General features: G+C 70.0%; 16 protein-coding genes. 5 read left to right on the top strand and 11 right to left on the bottom strand.

Annotated elements, in window-relative coordinates; all coding sequences use genetic code 11:
* Positions 1-1,333: 1,333 nt before the first annotated feature.
* Positions 1,334-1,591, top strand: a complete 258-nt coding sequence (locus tag AB0C12_RS16810; RefSeq protein ID WP_360548704.1) for a PqqD family protein — start codon at positions 1,334-1,336, stop codon at positions 1,589-1,591.
* Between the two features lie 75 nt (positions 1,592-1,666).
* Here the strand turns inward: AB0C12_RS16810 and rfbB are convergent, their stop codons facing one another.
* The 6 genes from rfbB to AB0C12_RS16780 form a co-directional block, all read right to left on the bottom strand.
* Complete coding sequence (gene rfbB / locus AB0C12_RS16805) at positions 1,667-2,668, bottom strand: dTDP-glucose 4,6-dehydratase (RefSeq protein WP_360548702.1); 1,002 nt, start codon at positions 2,666-2,668, stop codon at positions 1,667-1,669.
* On the bottom strand, positions 2,665-3,732 hold the full coding sequence (locus tag AB0C12_RS16800) for a glucose-1-phosphate thymidylyltransferase (protein WP_360548700.1): 1,068 nt from the start codon (positions 3,730-3,732) through the stop codon (positions 2,665-2,667). Before AB0C12_RS16800 ends, rfbB begins: the two co-directional genes overlap by 4 nt.
* Positions 3,733-3,811: 79 nt before the next feature.
* Positions 3,812-4,471: a response regulator transcription factor gene (locus AB0C12_RS16795; RefSeq protein WP_360548698.1), complete on the bottom strand. Its 660-nt coding sequence runs from the start codon at positions 4,469-4,471 to the stop codon at positions 3,812-3,814.
* On the bottom strand, positions 4,468-5,613 hold the full coding sequence (locus AB0C12_RS16790) for a histidine kinase (protein WP_360548696.1): 1,146 nt from the start codon (positions 5,611-5,613) through the stop codon (positions 4,468-4,470). The genes AB0C12_RS16795 and AB0C12_RS16790 overlap by 4 nt, the downstream gene beginning before the upstream one ends.
* Positions 5,610-6,122, bottom strand: a complete 513-nt coding sequence (locus AB0C12_RS16785) for a hypothetical protein (RefSeq protein WP_360548694.1) — start codon at positions 6,120-6,122, stop codon at positions 5,610-5,612. Before AB0C12_RS16785 ends, AB0C12_RS16790 begins: the two co-directional genes overlap by 4 nt.
* Positions 6,123-6,166: 44 nt before the next feature.
* A complete protein-coding gene (locus AB0C12_RS16780; protein WP_360548692.1) occupies positions 6,167-8,245 on the bottom strand; it encodes an MMPL family transporter in 2,079 nt (692 codons plus the stop codon).
* A gap of 125 nt (positions 8,246-8,370) precedes the next feature.
* On the opposite strand from AB0C12_RS16780, the gene AB0C12_RS16775 reads away from it, so the two are divergent.
* Genes AB0C12_RS16775 through AB0C12_RS16765 form a run of 3 tightly spaced genes read left to right on the top strand, consistent with a single transcriptional unit; the run spans position 8,371 to position 11,469 of the window.
* The gene (locus tag AB0C12_RS16775; protein ID WP_360548690.1) at positions 8,371-9,579 is read left to right on the top strand and encodes a DegT/DnrJ/EryC1/StrS family aminotransferase; all 1,209 of its coding nucleotides are present in this window, start codon (positions 8,371-8,373) and stop codon (positions 9,577-9,579) included.
* Positions 9,576-10,778: a nucleotide disphospho-sugar-binding domain-containing protein gene (locus AB0C12_RS16770; protein ID WP_360548688.1), complete on the top strand. Its 1,203-nt coding sequence runs from the start codon at positions 9,576-9,578 to the stop codon at positions 10,776-10,778. Before AB0C12_RS16775 ends, AB0C12_RS16770 begins: the two co-directional genes overlap by 4 nt.
* Before the next feature lie 31 nt (positions 10,779-10,809).
* On the top strand, positions 10,810-11,469 hold the full coding sequence (locus AB0C12_RS16765) for a class I SAM-dependent methyltransferase (RefSeq protein WP_360548686.1): 660 nt from the start codon (positions 10,810-10,812) through the stop codon (positions 11,467-11,469).
* Here the strand turns inward: AB0C12_RS16765 and AB0C12_RS16760 are convergent.
* From AB0C12_RS16760 to AB0C12_RS16740, 5 genes are read right to left on the bottom strand one after another with little or no spacing between them, the layout of a single operon-like run.
* Positions 11,466-12,482, bottom strand: a complete 1,017-nt coding sequence (locus tag AB0C12_RS16760) for a prenyltransferase/squalene oxidase repeat-containing protein (RefSeq protein WP_360548684.1) — start codon at positions 12,480-12,482, stop codon at positions 11,466-11,468. The genes AB0C12_RS16765 and AB0C12_RS16760 overlap by 4 nt on opposite strands.
* The gene (locus tag AB0C12_RS16755; RefSeq protein WP_360548682.1) at positions 12,479-13,201 is read right to left on the bottom strand and encodes a class I SAM-dependent methyltransferase; all 723 of its coding nucleotides are present in this window, start codon (positions 13,199-13,201) and stop codon (positions 12,479-12,481) included. The genes AB0C12_RS16760 and AB0C12_RS16755 overlap by 4 nt, the downstream gene beginning before the upstream one ends.
* Positions 13,195-14,457 (bottom strand): glycosyltransferase family 4 protein, encoded by a 1,263-nt coding sequence (locus AB0C12_RS16750; RefSeq protein WP_360548680.1) that lies wholly within the window; start codon positions 14,455-14,457, stop codon positions 13,195-13,197. Before AB0C12_RS16750 ends, AB0C12_RS16755 begins: the two co-directional genes overlap by 7 nt.
* Before the next feature lie 52 nt (positions 14,458-14,509).
* On the bottom strand, positions 14,510-14,800 hold the full coding sequence (locus AB0C12_RS16745; RefSeq protein WP_360548678.1) for an acyl carrier protein: 291 nt from the start codon (positions 14,798-14,800) through the stop codon (positions 14,510-14,512).
* A gap of 27 nt (positions 14,801-14,827) precedes the next feature.
* Positions 14,828-16,111, bottom strand: coding sequence for an Nramp family divalent metal transporter (locus AB0C12_RS16740; RefSeq protein ID WP_360548676.1), 1,284 nt, complete (start codon positions 16,109-16,111; stop codon positions 14,828-14,830).
* Between the two features lie 166 nt (positions 16,112-16,277).
* On the opposite strand from AB0C12_RS16740, the gene aepX reads away from it, so the two are divergent.
* Positions 16,278-17,204: a phosphoenolpyruvate mutase gene (gene aepX, locus AB0C12_RS16735; protein WP_360548674.1), complete on the top strand. Its 927-nt coding sequence runs from the start codon at positions 16,278-16,280 to the stop codon at positions 17,202-17,204.
* Positions 17,205-17,255 lie beyond the last annotated feature (51 nt).

Here is a 17,255-nt window from a genome sequence, read left to right as displayed (position 1 = left end):
AGGCGGCGGTGTGGCCGAGCTTCCTGGGCGGTCGGCTGGTTCTCCTAGACCGCCTACCGATGACCACCGTCGGTCACGTTCTGTTCGGCCGCGAATGGCAGTTGGGTACCGAGGGTGCGTCCTCGGCGAGGGCCGCGACAGTCCCTATTCCGGGTGATGCCGACGGCCGAGGCCACGATCGGCCCGGTTCCCGATGTGTCCGCCGGAAGATGCGTGCCGACGTGTACGGCCACTACCGGGATCTGCAACGACGTGGGCGGGGGAAGGGGCGCGCCTCTGCCGGCGCGATCGGGATTGACGCCGCGTTGTATTGCTGAGCCTGGACCGCGTGCCGTCCTCGGGCGGGTTACGGCTCGACGGTTTGGGCGGTGGCTCGACGGCTCGGTGGCGTGGGCGGCGGCCCGGCGGCCCGGGGGCGTGGGCGGCGGCGCGGCGGCTTGGCGGCTCAGCAGGGTGGGCGGCGGCTTGGTGGCTTGGGCGGCGGCGTGGCGTGGGCGGCGCGGCGGCGTGGTGGTTCGAGCGGCGGCCCGGTGGCTCGGGCGGCGGCGCGGCGGCTTGGCGGCCGAGCGGCATGGGTGGCGGCATGCTGGCTTGGGCAGCAGCGCGGCGGCGTGGGCGGCGGCGCGGCGGCGAACAGCGACCGCCGGAGCCTTTGGTGATCTCCGATGCGGCGGCCCGCCGGATAGCGCGGCGTGAGTCGCGATGCGGCTTTGCGGGACCGTAGCAGAAGCTCCTATGAAATGGCTGGGAATTTGTACCCCGGCCGGACTATGGGGGGTGGATTTGTCGTTGTCGGGCGCATGCTGTCGCCGGTCCCGAACGACGGATCATCGGGGGTCTGCCGCGCCGTGCTTCACGTTCATTGCTGCTCAGAACCGATGCGGGCGGGATGGCCGCGACCCGTGGACGACCGGGTCATCCGGGTGTGACGAGGCTGGGCGGCGCTAAGAGCCGATCTGGAGCAGTGTGCAGATCGTGCAGATCATCTCATCGGGTCGATCGGCCGTTGATCTTCGGCGGCAACACGGCTATAACATCGCGGGAGTTGAATGTAGTATGAACGGCGACAGTCGTTGAATAGCAAGCACGGGAGCATGACGACCGGCCGATCGCCACCCGCGACGGTGTCTGGACGCCGGCGACCCTGTGCACCGGCGGTGCTGCGGTCGGGGAGTTTCAGCAGCTCAAGCCGGTTCGGGAGGGTGGGGGATCCCGATGACTGTGGCACTACGGGGTGATGCCGGTGCGAGATACGGGGGAATCGAAGGTGGAAGAGGCAGTACCGGAGAGTAACGCGGGTGGCGAGTCGGCTGTGACCGTTCCAAAGTGTGGAATGGTGGCGATCGAAGAAGTTGGCGAAGGATTGCACAATGTCGTCGCGGAACACGACGGAGCCAGCTTCACGACCAATGATGTCGGACGCTGCATTCTCGAACTTTGTGACGGCAATCGGACAGAGGAGCAGATCGTCGGTATCGTCGGTCGCCGGTTCGGCTCCATTCGGGCCGACCTTGTGCGGCTCGATGTCGATCGCTTTCTTCGCGCCGTTGTCGATCTTGGCGTTGCGATCGTGATCTCCAGCCAGATGTGAATGCCGAATGCGCCGTGTGCAGACGATAAGTCGGTGCACGGCGCATGCATTTTTGCCCGGCGGGCGATGCTCATCTCAGCATGCCGGAATCCTTTCACCCGTGGTCGGCGTGCCCTCGGCAACGGCGGGCTGCCACCAAGCTCGGTTCTCCCGGTACCACGCGACGACGTCGGCCAGGCCGCGGGCCAACGGTGTCCGGGGCTCGTACCCCAGCTTCTTGATCTTCGTGATGTCGACGGAGTATCGGCGGTCGTGGCCGGGCCGGTCGGTGACCCGGTCGACGACCGACCAGTCCGCGGCACATTCGGCCAGCACCATCGTGGTCAGCTCGCGGTTCGACAGCTCGGTGCCACCGCCGATGTTGTAGATCTCGCCCGGCTCGCCCCGCTCCAGCACGGTCTGGACGCCGTCGCAGTGATCATCGACATGGAGCCAGTCCCGCATGTTTCCACCGTCTCCGTAGAGCGGAACCCGTCCTCCGTCGAGCAGCCGGGTGACGAACAGCGGAATGACCTTCTCGGGATACTGGAACGGGCCGTACGTGTTGGAGCACCGCGTGACCCGCACGTCCAGCCCGTACGTGTGGTGGTAGGCGCGGCACATCAGGTCACCCGACGCCTTGCTCGCCGAGTACGGAGAGTTCGGCAGCACCGGGTCGTCCTCCGTCCATGATCCGGCGTCGATCGAGCCGTACACCTCGTCGGTGGAGACCTGGATCATGGTGGGGATCCGCGCCTTGCGGACGGCCTCGAGCAGGCGGTGGACCCCGACGACATTGCTGTTGACGAAGGATCCGGCGTCCGCGATGGACCGGTCGACGTGTGTCTCGGCCGCGAAGTTGACCACCACGTCGTGACCGGGCAGCAGTCGATCGAGGCATTCGGTATCGGTGATGTCCCCTTGCACGAGACGGAACCGCGGGTCGGCGGCGACCTCGGCCAGATTCGCCGGATTGCCGGCGTAGGTGAGCTTGTCCAGCACCGTGACCTCGGCGTCCGGACCGTAGCGGCCGGACAGCAGACTGCGCACGTAGTGCGACCCGATGAAGCCGGCACCCCCGGCGACGAGCGTCCTCACGGCCGCAGCTTCAGGGTGCTCTGGTCACCGACGACCAGTTGATGGGTGTTCGGGGCCTTCGTCGCGAGGGTCACCTCGACGTACCGGCCGATGAGCGACGACTCGATACGGGAGACACCGCGGATCGTCGATGAGCTGAACATGATCGAGTATTCGATCTCCGCGTCCTCCAGTGTGCAGTCCGAGCCGATCGAGGTGAAGGGCCCGATGTACGAGCGGATGATCTTGCAGTTGGCGCCGACGATGAGCGGTCCCCGCAGCATGGAGTCCTCGACCACGGCGCCCTCCTCGATGATCACCGGGCCGATGATCTCGGTCGCGGGGTCCACGGTGCCCTCGATGCTGGTCTGCGCGGACTCCAGCACCATGCGATTGCACTCGAGCATGTCCTGCACCTGGCCGGTGTCCTTCCAATAGCCGGTCACCCGGTGCGAGGCCACCCGGTGGCCCTCGTCGATCAGCCACTGCACGGCGTCGGTGATCTCCAGCTCGCCCCGGCGCGACGGTTTGATGGCCCGGACCGCCTCGTGGATCGCCCGGGTGAAGAGGTACACCCCGACGATCGCCAGGTCACTGCTGGGGTCGGCGGGCTTCTCCTCCAGTCCGACGATCTCGCCGCTGCGGTCGAGCACCGCCACGCCGTACGCCTGCGGGTCGTCGACCCTGGTCAGCAGGATCTGCGCGGAGTACACCTCGGGACGGAAGGATTCCACCAGGTCCCGGATGCCACCGACCAGGAAGTTGTCGCCGAGGTAGAGCACGAAGTCGTCGTCACCGAGGAAGTCGCGGGCGATCAGGACGCAGTGGGCCAGGCCCAGCGGCGCCTGTTGCGGGATGTAGGTGATGGAGACGCCGAAGTCGCTGCCGTCGCCCAGCGTGCTGCGTACCTCCGCGCCGGTGTCACCGATGATGATTCCGACGTCGGTGATGCCGGCTTCCCGGATGGCGGTCAATCCGTACAGCAGGACGGGTTTGTTGGCGACGGGGAACAACTGCTTCGCGGAGGTGTGGGTGAGCGGGCGCAGGCGGGTACCTCGACCGCCGGCCAGTACGAGTGCTTTCATTCAGCTCCGATCCTGACGCGGTGACACAGCGGTCGGTGGACATTCGTCGTGGCTCCTCGGCGAGCCGGTGGGCGGCCCATCAGGACATCAGTCCCCGCCGGTAGGCGTAGGCGACGGCCTGGGCGCGGTCGCGCACCCCGGTCTTGGCGAAGACGTGGTTGATGTGGGTCTTGACCGTCGCCTGGCTGAGCACCAGCGCGGCCGCTATGTCGGTGTTCGACAGCCCGCGCGCCACCAGTCGCAGGACGTCGACCTCCCGCTCCGTGAGCCCGTCGGGCGCCTCGCCGTCGAAGACGTCCGCCGACAGGGGCAGGTGTTCCAGCAACCGGCGCTGGACGTCCGGAGTGAGGTCGGCGCCGCCCCGGACCACCCGTTCGAGAGCACGGGCGATGTCCTCGGCGCTCGCGTCCTTGGTCAGATAGCCCCGCGCACCCGCGCGCAAGGCGCCGAATATCTCGGTGTCCTCCGCGAAGGTGGTCAGGACGACAACCTCGGTCCGCGGGAACTCCGTCCGGATCCGCCGGGTCGCCGTGACCCCGTCCGTGCGGGGCATCCGCAGGTCCATCAACACCACGTCGGGATCGTGGGCGGCGGCCGCGGCGATCGCCTCGTCGCCGTCGGCGGCGATCGCCACCACCTGCACACCGTCGAGCATGGACAGCATCATTTGCAGGCCGTCACGGACGAGGCGCTGGTCGTCGGCGATGACAACACGGATCGTTCGTGAGTCTCGAGTCATGCTGGTATCCATAGCCGGACCCGGAACCCTTCACCAAACGGGGCCGCGTCGAACCGGCCGTTCAGCAACTCGGCCCGTTCGCGCATTCCGGCCAGTCCGTATCCGGTACCCGTGTCGGTGGGGACGTGCGGCTCACGGGCACCGGTGTCGGTGACGTCCACCCCGTAGCCTTCCTCGTCGAACTGCAGGTGCACCGTGACGTCCGCGCCCGGTGCGTACTTGCGAGCGTTCGTCAGCGCCTCCTGCACCGCCCGTTCCAGGGTGAGCGCGACCTCCGGTGACACGGCCCGGTCCTCGCCGAAGCAGGTGAACTCCGCGTTGGCCTCGGTCGCGAGCCGCTCGATCGTCTCGGGTGCGGGGCGGGCTGTCCCGCGCAGGGAATACACCGCCCGCCGGGTTTCCATGACGCCGGCGCGGGCCAGTCGTTGGGCCTGCTCCACCTGCTTGGTCACGGCCTCCTTGGGCGCGTCGCGGTCGAGCAGCAGAAGCGCGTTCTCCAGGCACATGACCTGCGCCGACAACGTGTGCCCCAGGATGTCGTGCACCTCGCGGGCCAGCCGCTGGCGTTCGGCGAGCATCTCGGAGCGGGCCGCCGCAGTCCGGGCCGCCCGCTCGCTGACCAGCAGCCGGGCGATGTCAGCGGCCTGGCGGCGGGCGGTACGGACGCTGAATCCGATCAGCGTGACGCCCAGGCAGCCGGCCATCAGTCCGAAGGCCACCGCGGTCGAGTCGCGCAGGAAGCCGATGGCGCTCACGGCGGTCACCACCGCCACTCCGAACACTTCGGTCCATCGCACCGGCAGCCGGCCCAGCGCCCACGGCAACACCACCAGCGACACGGCCCAGCCGACCGAGCGTGGCGCCAGGGCGTAGAAGGCGTCGCCGGCCGCCACCGCCGTTGTCAGGCCGGCCAGGACATGCCGGGGTCCGCGGTCACGCAGCAACCGGGCGTAGCTCCCGCCCGCCAGAGTCACCAGCACGAGTGGGACGGCGTACAGGTACTGCCGGCCGGAGACGGTGGCGAAGGCCAGAGCGGCGTACAGCACACCGCCCGCAATGCGGACGGTGTCCGAGGCACCGCCGTACCACCGATGGTGCTTGGTGACGGCCTCCACGGCGGGGGGCAGCGGACCTCCGCTCATTCCACGAACTCCATGGCGTCGTTTCGCGTTCCTCTGAGGGCGACCGCTCCACGCCAGGCCAGTGTGCAGCTCTGGGAGGTGAGCGTCGTGGCGAAGAAGAGCATCGCCTCGCCGACCCCTTCCTCGGCGCCGATCTGGTGGGCGGTGACGAACTCGCCGATGCGCAGGGCGAAGGTCAGGCACCACAGGATCACCGTCCGGCGGTTGCCCTGGGCGAACGCGACATCGTCGACGATGGACACGTCCATGGTGAAGGCGCGCGCTATGCCGGTCGCGACAGCCAGCAGCACGCCGACGCCGAAGACCATGAGGTCCAGCGACTGGTGCAGCCGGTCCACCATGTCAGGGTCGACGATGAAAGCAAGGACCGCGACGACCAGCGGGAGCGCGGCGAGCCGCCGCAGGGTCAGCTGCCGCCGGCGGAGCTGCCGGTAGATCATGATGGCTACCACGGCGGCACCGAGAGCCCACAGGAGCGCGTCCTGCAGCCATTCTGGTGTGGAGAACATCGTCCCTGCTCCTTCGGTCAGTGCGCCGGGCTTCGCCTCCGAGGCTAGTGATCGGGCGTGGATGCCACATCAATCCGTGAGTTGAACGGCCGGGTCGGCTCCAGGGTGGAGAGCTGCCCGGTGCGCGGTCCGCCCGGCGCCCGGGCCGGCCACCAGATGCGGTCGCCGAGCGTCAGTACGACCGCCGGGACCAGCGTCGCCCGCACGACCAAGGCGTCGAGCAGCACCCCGAGCGTCACCGCGAAACCCACCTCGGCGAACTGGACGAGCGGCAGGGTGATGAGCACCGCGAAGGTGCCCGCCAGGACGACACCGGCCGAGGTGATCACTCCGCCGGTGCCGATCAGCCCGCGCAGCATCCCTTCGGCGGTCCCGGCCGACCAGGTCTCCTCCCGTACCCGGTGCATGAGGAAGATCGTGTAGTCGACGCCGAGCGGTACCAGGAAGAGGAACGCGTACAGCGGGGTCTCGGGGCTCATCCCGGCGAAGCCGAACAGGTGATCGTAGGCGAGTGTGCTGACGCCGAGGGTGGCCGTGAAGCTCAGCACGACGGTCAGGGCCAGGCAGACGGCTGCGACGACCGAGCGCAGCAACAGGCCCAGGATCAGCGCGATGAGAAGGAGGATGCAGGGCGCCACCACCTCGTTGTCACGCCGGGTGGTCCGGCTCCGGTCGATCTGCTCAGCGGTGGTCCCGCCCACCAGTGCCGCGGTGCCGTCGAGGCGGGCGCGCACCTCGGTCACCACGGCGCGGGCCCGTTGCTCGTACGGTCCGCTGTCCAACGTCGCCTCCAGCACGGCTCGTCCATCGATCGCGCTGTCCCACCGCACGGCCAGGACGCCGGGCGTGTCGCGTACCGCTGTGAAGACGTGCTGATCGCGGCCACCGGGAAGAACGATCACCACCGGAGCGACCGCGCCGGGGGAGAAGTGGTCGGCGATGGTGGACAGGCCCGCCACCGACTCGGGGGTGTCGCGGAACGCCTCGGTCGGGGCGAGGTCCAGGCGCGCCCCGGCCAGCCCGCCGCTGAGCAGCAGCAACACGATCGTCGCGCCGACGAGCACGGCACGCCGACGCCGGGCAACCGTACGAGCCGCCCAGGCCCAGCCCGCCGTCCGGCCGGTCGTGCCGACGGCCGGAGTCATCGGCCAGAAGATCCACCGGCCGCCGGCCAGCAGCAGCACAGGCAGCAGGCCGAGCACGACCAGGACGGTCACCAGTACGGCGATGGCGAGCGTCGGACCCAGCAACCGGGTCTCGCCGAGATCGGCCAGCAGGAGGCACAGCAGTGCCGTGGCCACCGTCGCGGCGGACGCCAGGATCGCGCCGATGCACCTGGCGAGGGCCCGTCGCATGGCCGGGAAGCGGTCCTGCTGCCCGCGTAGTTCCTCGCGATAGCGGGTGATCAGCAGCAGCGAGTAGTCGGTGCCGCAGCCGAAGACCAGCACTGTCAGGATGGCGGTGCCGAAGCCGGTGACGGCGCCACCGAGCCGGCCGTACGCGTAGACCGCGGCCCGTGCCGCCTCGAGAGCGACCGCCACGGAGATCAGCGGCAGCAGCCACAGGGTCGGGCTGCGGTACGTCAGCAGCAGAATGATCACCACGACGATCGCCGAGCCGGTGAGCAGCTTGCCGTCGACCCCGTCGAGAGCGTTGTCCAGATCTGCCTCGAGGGCGCCCGGGCCGGTCACCTCCACCCGCAGGCCGGTGCCGGCGGGGAGATCGGCTCGCAGGCGGGTCACTGCCTCCGCCTCGGCATGGGCCGGCGCCGTGGTCCGGAAGCTCGCTGCCGCACCGTCCGGCGCCCGGACCACCGCGCTGGTGTCCGGGGTCGTGGCCGCCACCCGGTCACGACTCGCGGTCACGGCGGCCAGGTCGGCGGGGGAGAGCCCGCCGTCGCGATGGAAGACCACGACGAGATCGGACACGTCGCCCCGAACCTGCTCCTCGAGACGGGCGACCTCGGTGGAGGCCGCTCCCGCCGCCATCCGTCCGGAGTTGTCGCCCTGGTCCAACGAGCTCAGACGATCGGCGAACGGCAGGACGAACGCGGCCAGCAGCGTCCAGGAAGCCAGCAGGAGTGCGAGCCAGGGCCCACGCCGGTGCCTCACGTGTCGCGACACGATCGTCTTCTCCTCGACGTCGACAGCTATCACTACGGTGATGTCATGCAATACACTACCGATGTGACTCATCATTGTGCTGAGGTGGAAGTCGCCCGATCGCGGTGGCGACGTCGGGCGTCGCTGTGAGTGCGAGTCCGGCGGCAAGTGCCGCGTTCGGCCACGCCGTCCGGGTGGGGGCGCCGAACATCCCGGACCGGGACCGCGTGCTGGATCGCATCGCCGGGGCTCTCAGCCGCCGGACGCTGAGCAACAACGGCCCGCTGGTGCGGGAGTTCGAGGATCGCCTTCGCCGGCTGACCGGCGCCCGGCACTGCATCGCGGTGACCAACGGAACCGTCGCCCTCGAGCTCGCCGTGCGCGCGTGCGGCCTCACCGGCGAGGTGATCGTGCCCTCGTTCACCTACGTCGCCACACCACACGCGCTCAGCTGGCAGGGACTGACCCCGGTCTTCGGTGACGTCGACGCCTACGGTTGCCTCGACCCGGAGCATGTCCGCCGGCTCGTGACGCCACGCACCAGCGGCATCGTGGGCGTACACCTGCTGGGCACCTGTTGTGACGCGGCCGGACTGGAGGCGGTGGCCGCCGAGTTCGGCCTCGCGCTGCTTTTCGACGCCGCGCACGCGCTCGGTTCGGCCACGGACGGCCGCCGGGTCGGGACGCTGGGCCGGGCGGAGATCTTCAGCTTCCACGCGACCAAGTTCGTCAACTCGTTCGAGGGCGGCGCGGTCGCCACGGACGACGACGAACTGGCCGCGCGGGTGCGTGCGATGCGCAACTTCGGTCAGGACGACGACGGCGTGGTGCGCTCCTTGGGCACCAACGCCAAGATGCACGAGATCTCCGCCGCCATGGGCCTGACCGCGGTGGAGAACATCACCGGCCTCATCGCCGGCAACGAGCAGCGGCACACCTGGTACGCCGACGGTCTGCGGGACCTGCCCGGCATCGCCGTGCGTGGCCCGCGGCCCGCCGACGCCAGCAACTACTCGTACCTGTCCGTCCAGGTCGACCCCGCGCGTGCCGGTGTGACCCGGGACGAGATCGTCCGTCGCCTGGCGCAGGAGAACGTCTTCGCCAAGGTGTACTTCCACCCCGGCAACCACCGGCTGGAGCCGTACCCGCAGGAGCGGCACCGGCCGCTGCCGTTGCCCCGCTCCGAGCGTCTCGCCGAGCAGATCCTCGTGCTGCCGAACTCGGCCGACCTCACCGCCGACGACGTCGGGCTCATCTGCCGTCTGATCCGTGACCTGGTCACGCCGGCGACCGGAGCGCGCGGCGAGCAGACGTCACGGCCGACCGTATCCGTCCGAGCACGGGAGAGTTCATGAAAGCGCTGTTCACCACCTGGGCCTGGCCCTCCCACTTCTATCCGCTCGTGCCGGTGGCCCGGGCGCTGGCGGCCGACGGTGTGGACGTACGGGTGGTCACCGCCCCCGACCACCTCGCCACAGTGGAGAGCACCGGCCTCATCGGTGTGCCGGCCGGCCGGCCGGTCGACTTCCACTCCCTGCTGAAGGGCGCCCTGGAGCTGGACCCGGAGCAGAGTTCGGCGACCACCCGGGTGGCCATGGACTACGGGAAGCTGCTGCACGCCGTCGAGGTCTTCGTGGAGGTCGCCGACGCGATGCTGCCCGCGACCATCGAGTTCGCCGAGTCCTGGCAGCCCGACCTGGTCGTGTACGACCTGATGAGCTACGCGGGCCCGGTGCTGGCCAACCTGCGCGGCATCCCGTCGGTCAGGCACCTGTGGGGCCCCGACCTGCCCGGACACTTTCGCCAGGTGATGGGGCGCGGCGTCGGCGGGCCGGTCCGGGACCTGTTCGCCCGGTACGGCTTCGACACCGACGACGTGTGGGGCACGCTGACGCTCGACAACTGCCCGCCGAGCCTTCAGGTGGACACGCCGTATCCGACGCAGCACATGCGTTATGTCCCGTACTACGCGTCGGCCGGCGAGTCAGCCTGGTACGGCATGCGCACGTCGCGACCGCTCGTGTGCGTCACCGGCGGCACCACGGATCCGGTTCTCGGTGCGCACGTCTTCGGCGTACCGCAGCAGATCGCCGCGATAGCGGAGCTGGACGTCGACGTCGTCGTCGCGGTGTCCCGGGCCGACGGCGCCCTCTTGACCGGCCTGCCGGCCAACGTCCGGGTGGTGCACGACGTGCCGCTGCACCGGATACTCGCCGACGCCGACGTGCTGGTCTCGCACGGCGGCACCGGCACGGTGCTGACCGGGGTGGCCGCGGGAGTGCCGCAACTGATCACCCCGTCGTTGCCGGACCACGCCTTCAACGCGGAGCGGCTGTCCGGTGCGGGGGCCGGTCTGGTGCTCGATTGGGAGGACATGGACCGTGACACAATCTGCCGCATGGTCACCGATCTACTGCCCCGCGACGGCGGGTACGCGACCGCGGCGCGGCGTCTGAAGGCCGAGAACGACGCCCTGCCCGCGCCGGCGGAAGTGGTACGACCGCTGCGGACACTGGCGCAGCTCTTCGACCCGGCCACCGCCGAGCGGGCGTAGGACCACGGTGACGGCCGCGCACCCGGTGCCGATGGATGCCCGGCTCCGGGCGATCGCGACGGAGGCCCGTGGCTTCATGCCACCGGACGAAGGCCTGGCGCTGTACGCCGCCGGGATCGCGGCCGGTGAGCTCGGCCACCTGCTGGAGGTCGGCACGTACTGCGGCAAGTCGACTGTCTATCTCGGGGCCGCGGCTCAGGCCCGGGGCCGGCGGCTCATCACCGTCGACCACCACCACGGCTCGGAGGAGCACCAGCCCGGCTGGGAGTATCACGAGCCCGACCTCGTCGATCCGGTGACGGGCCGCATCGACACGTTGCCCACCTTCCGCCGCACACTGCATCGCGCCGGTCTCGAGGACGTGGTGGTGGCGCTCGTCGGCTCGTCGGCCACCGCCGCCGGGTTGTGGGGGAGCCCGGTCGCGCTCGTGTTCATCGACGGCGGGCACACCGACGCCGCCGCGGAACAGGACTACCAGGGCTGGACGCCGCACCTGCTGCCCGGTGGTCTGCTGGTGATCCACGACGTCTTCCCGGATCCCGCCGACGGCGGGCAGGCGCCCTACCGGATCTATCGGCGGGCCTTGGACAGCGGGGAGTTCACCGAGTCGGCCGCGGATGGCACCGGCTCGCTGCGGGTGCTCCGCAAGAACCCGGTGGCCGTCGGCGACGTCCGCCCATCCGTGCCCTAGTCGGCCGGCGTAGCGAAGACCTGGCTGGTCGCCGGCGCACCCATGACCGCCGCGGTGGCGAGCACGACGGCTCCCGCGGTCCACGTCGTCCGCTCGACCGGCCAGTAGGCGTCATCGGGGTACACGTAGCCGGTCCAGTACGAGCCGTCGCTGTGGCGTAGCTTCTCCAGCCCGGCCAGCAGGTCCGCGGCGGCGGCGGTGTCGCCGGTGGCGCAGAGGGCGAGGGCCAGCTCGCTGGTTTCGGCGGCGGTCACCCACGGCCGGTCGGCCACGCACCGGGCCCCCAGGCCGGGCACCACGAATCGGTCCCAGTCATCGGCCAGGCGTTCGCGTCGGGCGTCACCGCGCAGCACACCGCCGAGGACGGGGTAGTACCAGTCCATCGAGAACCTGTGCCGCGGGGAGAACCGTTCGGGATGCCCGGTCAGCGCGCCGGCGAGCCGGTCGGCTGCCTCCCGCCAGCGCGGGCGGGCCAGGCCGAGATGAGCGGCCACCGCCAGCGCGCCCCGCAGTCCGTGCAGAATGCTGCTGCAGCCGGTCACCAGCGCCTCGTCGGCCCGGGTGCCGGCCGGGCTGACCGCCCAGGCGACCTGGCCACCGGGCAGTTGCAGGCGCAGGACGAAGTCGACCATCGCCTGCAGCGCCGGCCACATCCGCCGCAGGAAGGCGGTGTCGCCGGTGCACAGCAGATGGTGCCAGAGCCCCACACCCAGGTACGCGGCGAAGTTGGACTCCTTGGTGTGATCGGTGACGACGCCGTCCTGGTACCGGCTGTACCAGGATCCGTCCGGATTCTGCACCCGGCGCAGCCAGTCGAACGCCGCCGCGGCCGCCTCGTGCCGGCCCGCCGCGTCCAGGGCCATCGCCGCCTCGACGTGGTCCCACGGATCCGTGTAACCGCCGGCGAACCACGGGATGGCGCCGTCGGGCTGCTGAGTGAGCAGGATGAACTCGATCGTCCGGTTGATCGAGTCGTCGTCGGGGAGGCCGGGGAGCAGGACGGTCTCCGTCATGCCGGGACCTTCTCCTTGCCCAGGTAGACCACGAAGCTCTTACCGACCAACGGGTTGAGCAGACGTTCCGGGATGCGGGTCCACCACGGCCGGTGCATGATGTCGTGCACCAGGAGCCTGTGGTACAGCTGCGGCAGGCGCGCCTGCTCATCGTCCGGACCCACGAGGCATTTGAGCCACCAGTACGGCGAATGCAGGGCATGCGCGTGATGCGTACCCTTCGGGGTGAAGCCGGCCGCGCGCAGCCGGGCCAGCAGCTGGCCGCGCCGATAGATCCGGATGTGGCCGCCCTCGACCTGGTGGTAGGCGTCGGAGAGGGCCCAGCAGATCCGCTCCGGCCACCAGCGCGGAACGGTGACCGCCAGCATCCCGCCGGGCGCCAGCACCCGCTGCGCCTCGGCGATGACCGCCCGGTCATCCGGGATGTGCTCCAGCACCTCCGAGAGAACCACCACGTCGAACGAGCCGTCCGCGAACGGCAGGCGCCGCGCGTCGCCCCGCAAGGCGATCGCCGTACCCGCCGTACCGGTCTCACCCGCCGCGTCCATCGCCGCGAACATGTCCTTGACCTGGGCGATGTCGGCTGGGTTGAGGTCCACGGCGGTCACCTTCGCGCCGCGCCGGTACAGTTCGAAAGCATGCCGTCCCGCGCCGCAGCCGAGGTCCAGGGCGCGGTCACCCGGCTTCAGCGGCAGTTTGGCGAAATCGATGGTCAGCACCGGTCGAAGCGTCCTTCCTGCGCGGCGATCGCCGCGCGGTAACTTTCGACGGTGCGCTCGGCGCACCGGGCCCACGTGAACTGCCGCTCGACCCGGGCCCGCCCGGCCCGGCCCAACCGGGTGCGTTCTCCGGGATCGTCCAGCAGCTCGCCGAGGCGCTCGGCGAGCGCCTCGGAATCCGCCGGCGGCACCAGCCGCGCCGCCACCCCGTCGGGTCCGGCGACCTCGGGCAGCGCCCCGGCGGTCGTCGCGATCACCGGCAATCCGCAGCCCATGGCCTCGATCACCGGCAGCGAGAACCCCTCGAACAATGACGGGACCACCGCGATCTCGGAGCTGCGCAAGGTGTGGATCAGGTCGTCCTCGCTGAGCCGGCCGGTGAACCGGACGGTGCCCGCGCCGAACCGCTCGTGCAGGTCGGCGACGCGCCCGGGAGTCGCCGACCCGATCACCACCAACCTCGCCGGGCGGCTCGTGCGGATCTTGGCCACGGCTTCCACCAGATACTCCAGGCCTTTGAGCGGGACGTCGCTGCTCGCCGTGGTGACGATCTGGCCCGGGACCCGCGGCACGGCGGGATCCGGCGCGAACCGGTCCGGGTCGGTGCCGATGGGGACGGTGGAGATCCGTTCGGCCGGCACCCGGAGATGCTCGACGATCTCGTCGCGGGAGGCGTTGGAGACCGTCAGGATGCCCGGCAGCCGGCCGGCGACCTTGCGTTGCATACGGGTGAAGCCGTACCAGCGCCGTAGCGACAGCCGCTTGGCCGGCGACACCGCCGCGCTCAGGTCCAGGGCGCGGTCGATCTGGATGGGATGGTGCACCGTGGTCACCAGCGGCACGCCGTCGCGCAGCAGTCCGAGCAGGCCGGAGCCGAGGCTCTGGTTGTCGTGCACCACGTCGTACCGTTCGGTGGATGCCCGCAGCAGGCGGCGCGCCCGCAACGAGAAGGTGCGGGGCTCGGGGAACCCCGCCGTCATCATCGTGGCGACCTCGACGACGTCGATCCAGTCGCGATACTCGCGCAGCCGGGGAACCCGGAACGGGTCAGGTTCGCGGTAGAGGTCGAGGCTGGGCACCCGGATCAGCGCGACGCCCGGATCGAGCTCCGGGTACGGCGGTCCGGAGAAGACGTCGACCCGGTGCCCGAGCCGGGTGATCTCCCGGCTCAGGTGCCGGACGTAGATTCCCTGGCCGCCGCAGGTCGGGTTGCCGCGATAGGTCAGCAGCGCGATGCGCAACGCGGGTCCTCGCATGTCGTCTCCTGACGGGCCGCCTGCACGATCTTGCCCCAACCTAGCGGATCACCTACGCCGAGGTGGCCGGTGTCGATGTGACATCCGCCGATTCCGGGGTGTCCAGCCGGGTCGTGAGATAGGCGACCACCGATCGGACATCGGTGAGCCCCGCCGCGTCCTCGTCGGGAATACGCATCTTGAACTCGTCCTCGGTCACGGCGAGGATCTCCAGCATGGACAGCGAGTCGATGCCCAGGTCGTCCTTCAGGAGTTTGTCCTCGGTGATCTCGTCGGTCGTCAGGCCGACCGTTTTGGCAAGAATGCCGACGACCTGGTCGTAGAGTTCGGCCTCAGTGGGCATCGTTCGCTCCTCATGATCTCGATCGGGTCAGAAAAGGATGGACAGGGTGAGCCCGCAGACCGCGGCGGCCCCGAGTGCGGCGGCCACGGTGGTGCTGCGGGTGTTGACCAGCTCGCGCATCAGGTCCGGCCGCCGGGTGAACATGATCAACGGCACCAGGGCGAACGGGATGCCGCAGCTGAGCACCACCTGGCTGAGCACCAGGGCGTGAGTCGGCTCGATGCCGAGCACGAGGATCACCAGGGCGGGGAGCAGGGTGGCCAGGCGCCGCAGCGTGATCGGGATCCGCCGGCGCAGGAAGCCCTGCATGATGACCGCGCCCGCGTACGTGCCCACCGATGACGAGGCGATGCTCGAGACCAGCAGCGCGACGGCGAAGAGCGTCGCGATCACCGGGCCGATCGTGGCGTGCAGGCCGGCGGTCGCACTCTCTATGTCGGCGACCTGCCAGCCGGTGAGGCTGTCGGCCGCGGCCACGAGCAGGCTCAGATTGGCGACGCCGGCTATCGACATGGCGAGCAGGACATCGGCGCGGCAGGCCCGGAGCACCGCGCGTCGCCGGGCCGTGCCGGCGGGTCCGGTGGCGACGCCGAACCGGCTGCGCATCAGCTCAGCGTGCAGATAGACGACATGCGGCATCACCGTGGCACCGACGATGCCCGCGGCGATGACCGCGCTGCCGCTGCCGTTGAGCCGGGGCACCGTGCCGGCCAGCACCGCCCCGACAGACGTGCCGTCGGCCAGTGCGGCGGCGACGAAGCCGCCGACGACCACGAGGAACAACGCGGCGGTGACCCGCTCGTAGCGCACCTGGCCGATCGACTGCAGCTGCAGGATCGCGATCGCGACGATGCCGACCAGCAGACCGCCGACCGCCAGGGGCAGGCCGAAGAGAATGTGCAGCGCGATGGCGCCGCCGAGCACCTCGGCCAGGTCGGTCGCGGCCGCCACACACTCCGCCTGTAGCCACAACACGAGGGTGACGGCCCGCGGGAACCGGGCCCGGCACAGCTCGGGCAGGGTGGATCCGGTCGCGATGCCCAGCTTGGCCGCGAGGTACTGCACCAGGACGGCGAGGCAGCTCGCCGCGACCACCACCCAGACCAGCTGATAGCCGTAGGTCGACCCGGCCAGCATGTTGGTGGCGACGTTGCCGGGGTCCACGTAGGCGACCGCCGCCACGAAGGCGGGGCCCAGTGCCCGGACCGGCAGAAGTGACCGAAGGCCGCGTTCGTCCGGGGTCACGCCGCTCAGCTCGCCGGCGGAGCGCTCGGTCAGAAGGGACCGGTCCTCGCGAGGACTTTCCGCCATCACAGGCTCCCTTCCGACCAGACACCGGGACGTGCCCCAGCATGCGTGGGACCGGTTACAACGTCAATAGGCTTTCTAACAACAGCGATGTTGTTATGGACAACAACGGTGTGATCGTGTTCAGTGTGGGGTGTACCGCCCTACCGAGTCACTTCGAGGAGCTCGCATGACCATCGACCAGAGGCCGGGCAAGCAGGACGGCGGCGCTACCGGCCACCGAAGCCCCGGCGCAGCCCTACGTGCGCTGCTCGCCGAGGCGAACGCGGCGCCGATCATGGGCGTGCACGACGGACTCAGCGCGCGCATCGCGCTCGCCGAGGGCTTCCAGGCGCTGTGGGCGTCCGGATTGTGCATGTCCACCGTGCTGGGGGTCCGGGACAGCGACGAAGCTTCCTGGTCTCAGTTGCTCGCACTGGTGGAATCGATCGTCTCGAGCGTGGACGTGCCCGTCCTGGTGGACGCCGACACCGGTTACGGCAACTTCAACACCGCCCGCCGCTTCGCCTGCAAGGTGGAGGGCCTCGGCGGCGCCGGCATCTGCCTGGAGGACAAGCAGTTCCCCAAGATGAACTCCTTCGTCGGTGACGGGCACGCGCTCGCCCCGGTCGGCGAGTTCAGCGGGAAGATCCGGGCCTGCAAGGACGCCCAGATCGGGTCGGACTTCGTCGTGGTCGCCCGCACCGAGGCGCTCATCGCCGGGCACTCGGTGAGCGAGGCGCTGGCCCGGGCCGAGGCATACCGGGAGGCCGGCGCCGACGCGATCTTCATCCATTCCCGGCAACGGACGGTCGACGAGATCGCCGAGTTCGCGGTCGAGTGGGCCGGGCGGCACCCCCTGGTCATCGCGCCCACGACGTACTACGACACCCCGATCGCCCGCTTCCGTGAGCTCGGCATCGACGGCGTCATCTGGGCCAACCAGGGGCTGCGGGCAGCGGTGACCGCCATGCACGCGGCGTACGCCGAGATGTGGCGCGACCGCGGGGTGACCGGCATCGAACCGCGGATCGCGACCCTGAAGCAGATCTTCTCGCTGTTGCGTTACGACGAGCTCGAGGCCGCCGAGCAGCGTTACGCCGGCCTCATCAGCTGACCGTTCGCCGGCGATCCCGACCGGTGCCGCGAGTGCCGATCACCTGACCGG

The organism is Actinoplanes sp. NPDC048967, from assembly GCF_040649415.1.
Classification (GTDB): Bacteria; Actinomycetota; Actinomycetes; order Mycobacteriales; family Micromonosporaceae; genus Actinoplanes.
Note: the sequence above shows the minus strand (reverse complement) of the source record. Positions and strands in the feature narration are given on the sequence as shown.

What these genes read in the sequence shown, in the direction of transcription:
- AB0C12_RS16740 (WP_360548676.1), bottom strand. Translation starts at nt 16,111, where the DNA reads ATGGCGGAAAGTCCTCGCGAGGACCGGTCCCTTCTGACCGAGCGCTCC.
- AB0C12_RS16795 (WP_360548698.1), bottom strand. Translation starts at nt 4,471, where the DNA reads ATGACTCGAGACTCACGAACGATCCGTGTTGTCATCGCCGACGACCAG.
- AB0C12_RS16750 (WP_360548680.1), bottom strand. Translation starts at nt 14,457, where the DNA reads ATGCGAGGACCCGCGTTGCGCATCGCGCTGCTGACCTATCGCGGCAAC.
- AB0C12_RS16745 (WP_360548678.1), bottom strand. Translation starts at nt 14,800, where the DNA reads ATGCCCACTGAGGCCGAACTCTACGACCAGGTCGTCGGCATTCTTGCC.
- AB0C12_RS16790 (WP_360548696.1), bottom strand. Translation starts at nt 5,613, where the DNA reads ATGAGCGGAGGTCCGCTGCCCCCCGCCGTGGAGGCCGTCACCAAGCAC.
- AB0C12_RS16770 (WP_360548688.1), top strand. Translation starts at nt 9,576, where the DNA reads ATGAAAGCGCTGTTCACCACCTGGGCCTGGCCCTCCCACTTCTATCCG.
- aepX (WP_360548674.1), top strand. Translation starts at nt 16,278, where the DNA reads ATGACCATCGACCAGAGGCCGGGCAAGCAGGACGGCGGCGCTACCGGC.
- AB0C12_RS16810 (WP_360548704.1), top strand. Translation starts at nt 1,334, where the DNA reads ATGGTGGCGATCGAAGAAGTTGGCGAAGGATTGCACAATGTCGTCGCG.
- AB0C12_RS16765 (WP_360548686.1), top strand. Translation starts at nt 10,810, where the DNA reads ATGGATGCCCGGCTCCGGGCGATCGCGACGGAGGCCCGTGGCTTCATG.
- AB0C12_RS16800 (WP_360548700.1), bottom strand. Translation starts at nt 3,732, where the DNA reads ATGAAAGCACTCGTACTGGCCGGCGGTCGAGGTACCCGCCTGCGCCCG.
- AB0C12_RS16760 (WP_360548684.1), bottom strand. Translation starts at nt 12,482, where the DNA reads ATGACGGAGACCGTCCTGCTCCCCGGCCTCCCCGACGACGACTCGATC.
- AB0C12_RS16785 (WP_360548694.1), bottom strand. Translation starts at nt 6,122, where the DNA reads ATGTTCTCCACACCAGAATGGCTGCAGGACGCGCTCCTGTGGGCTCTC.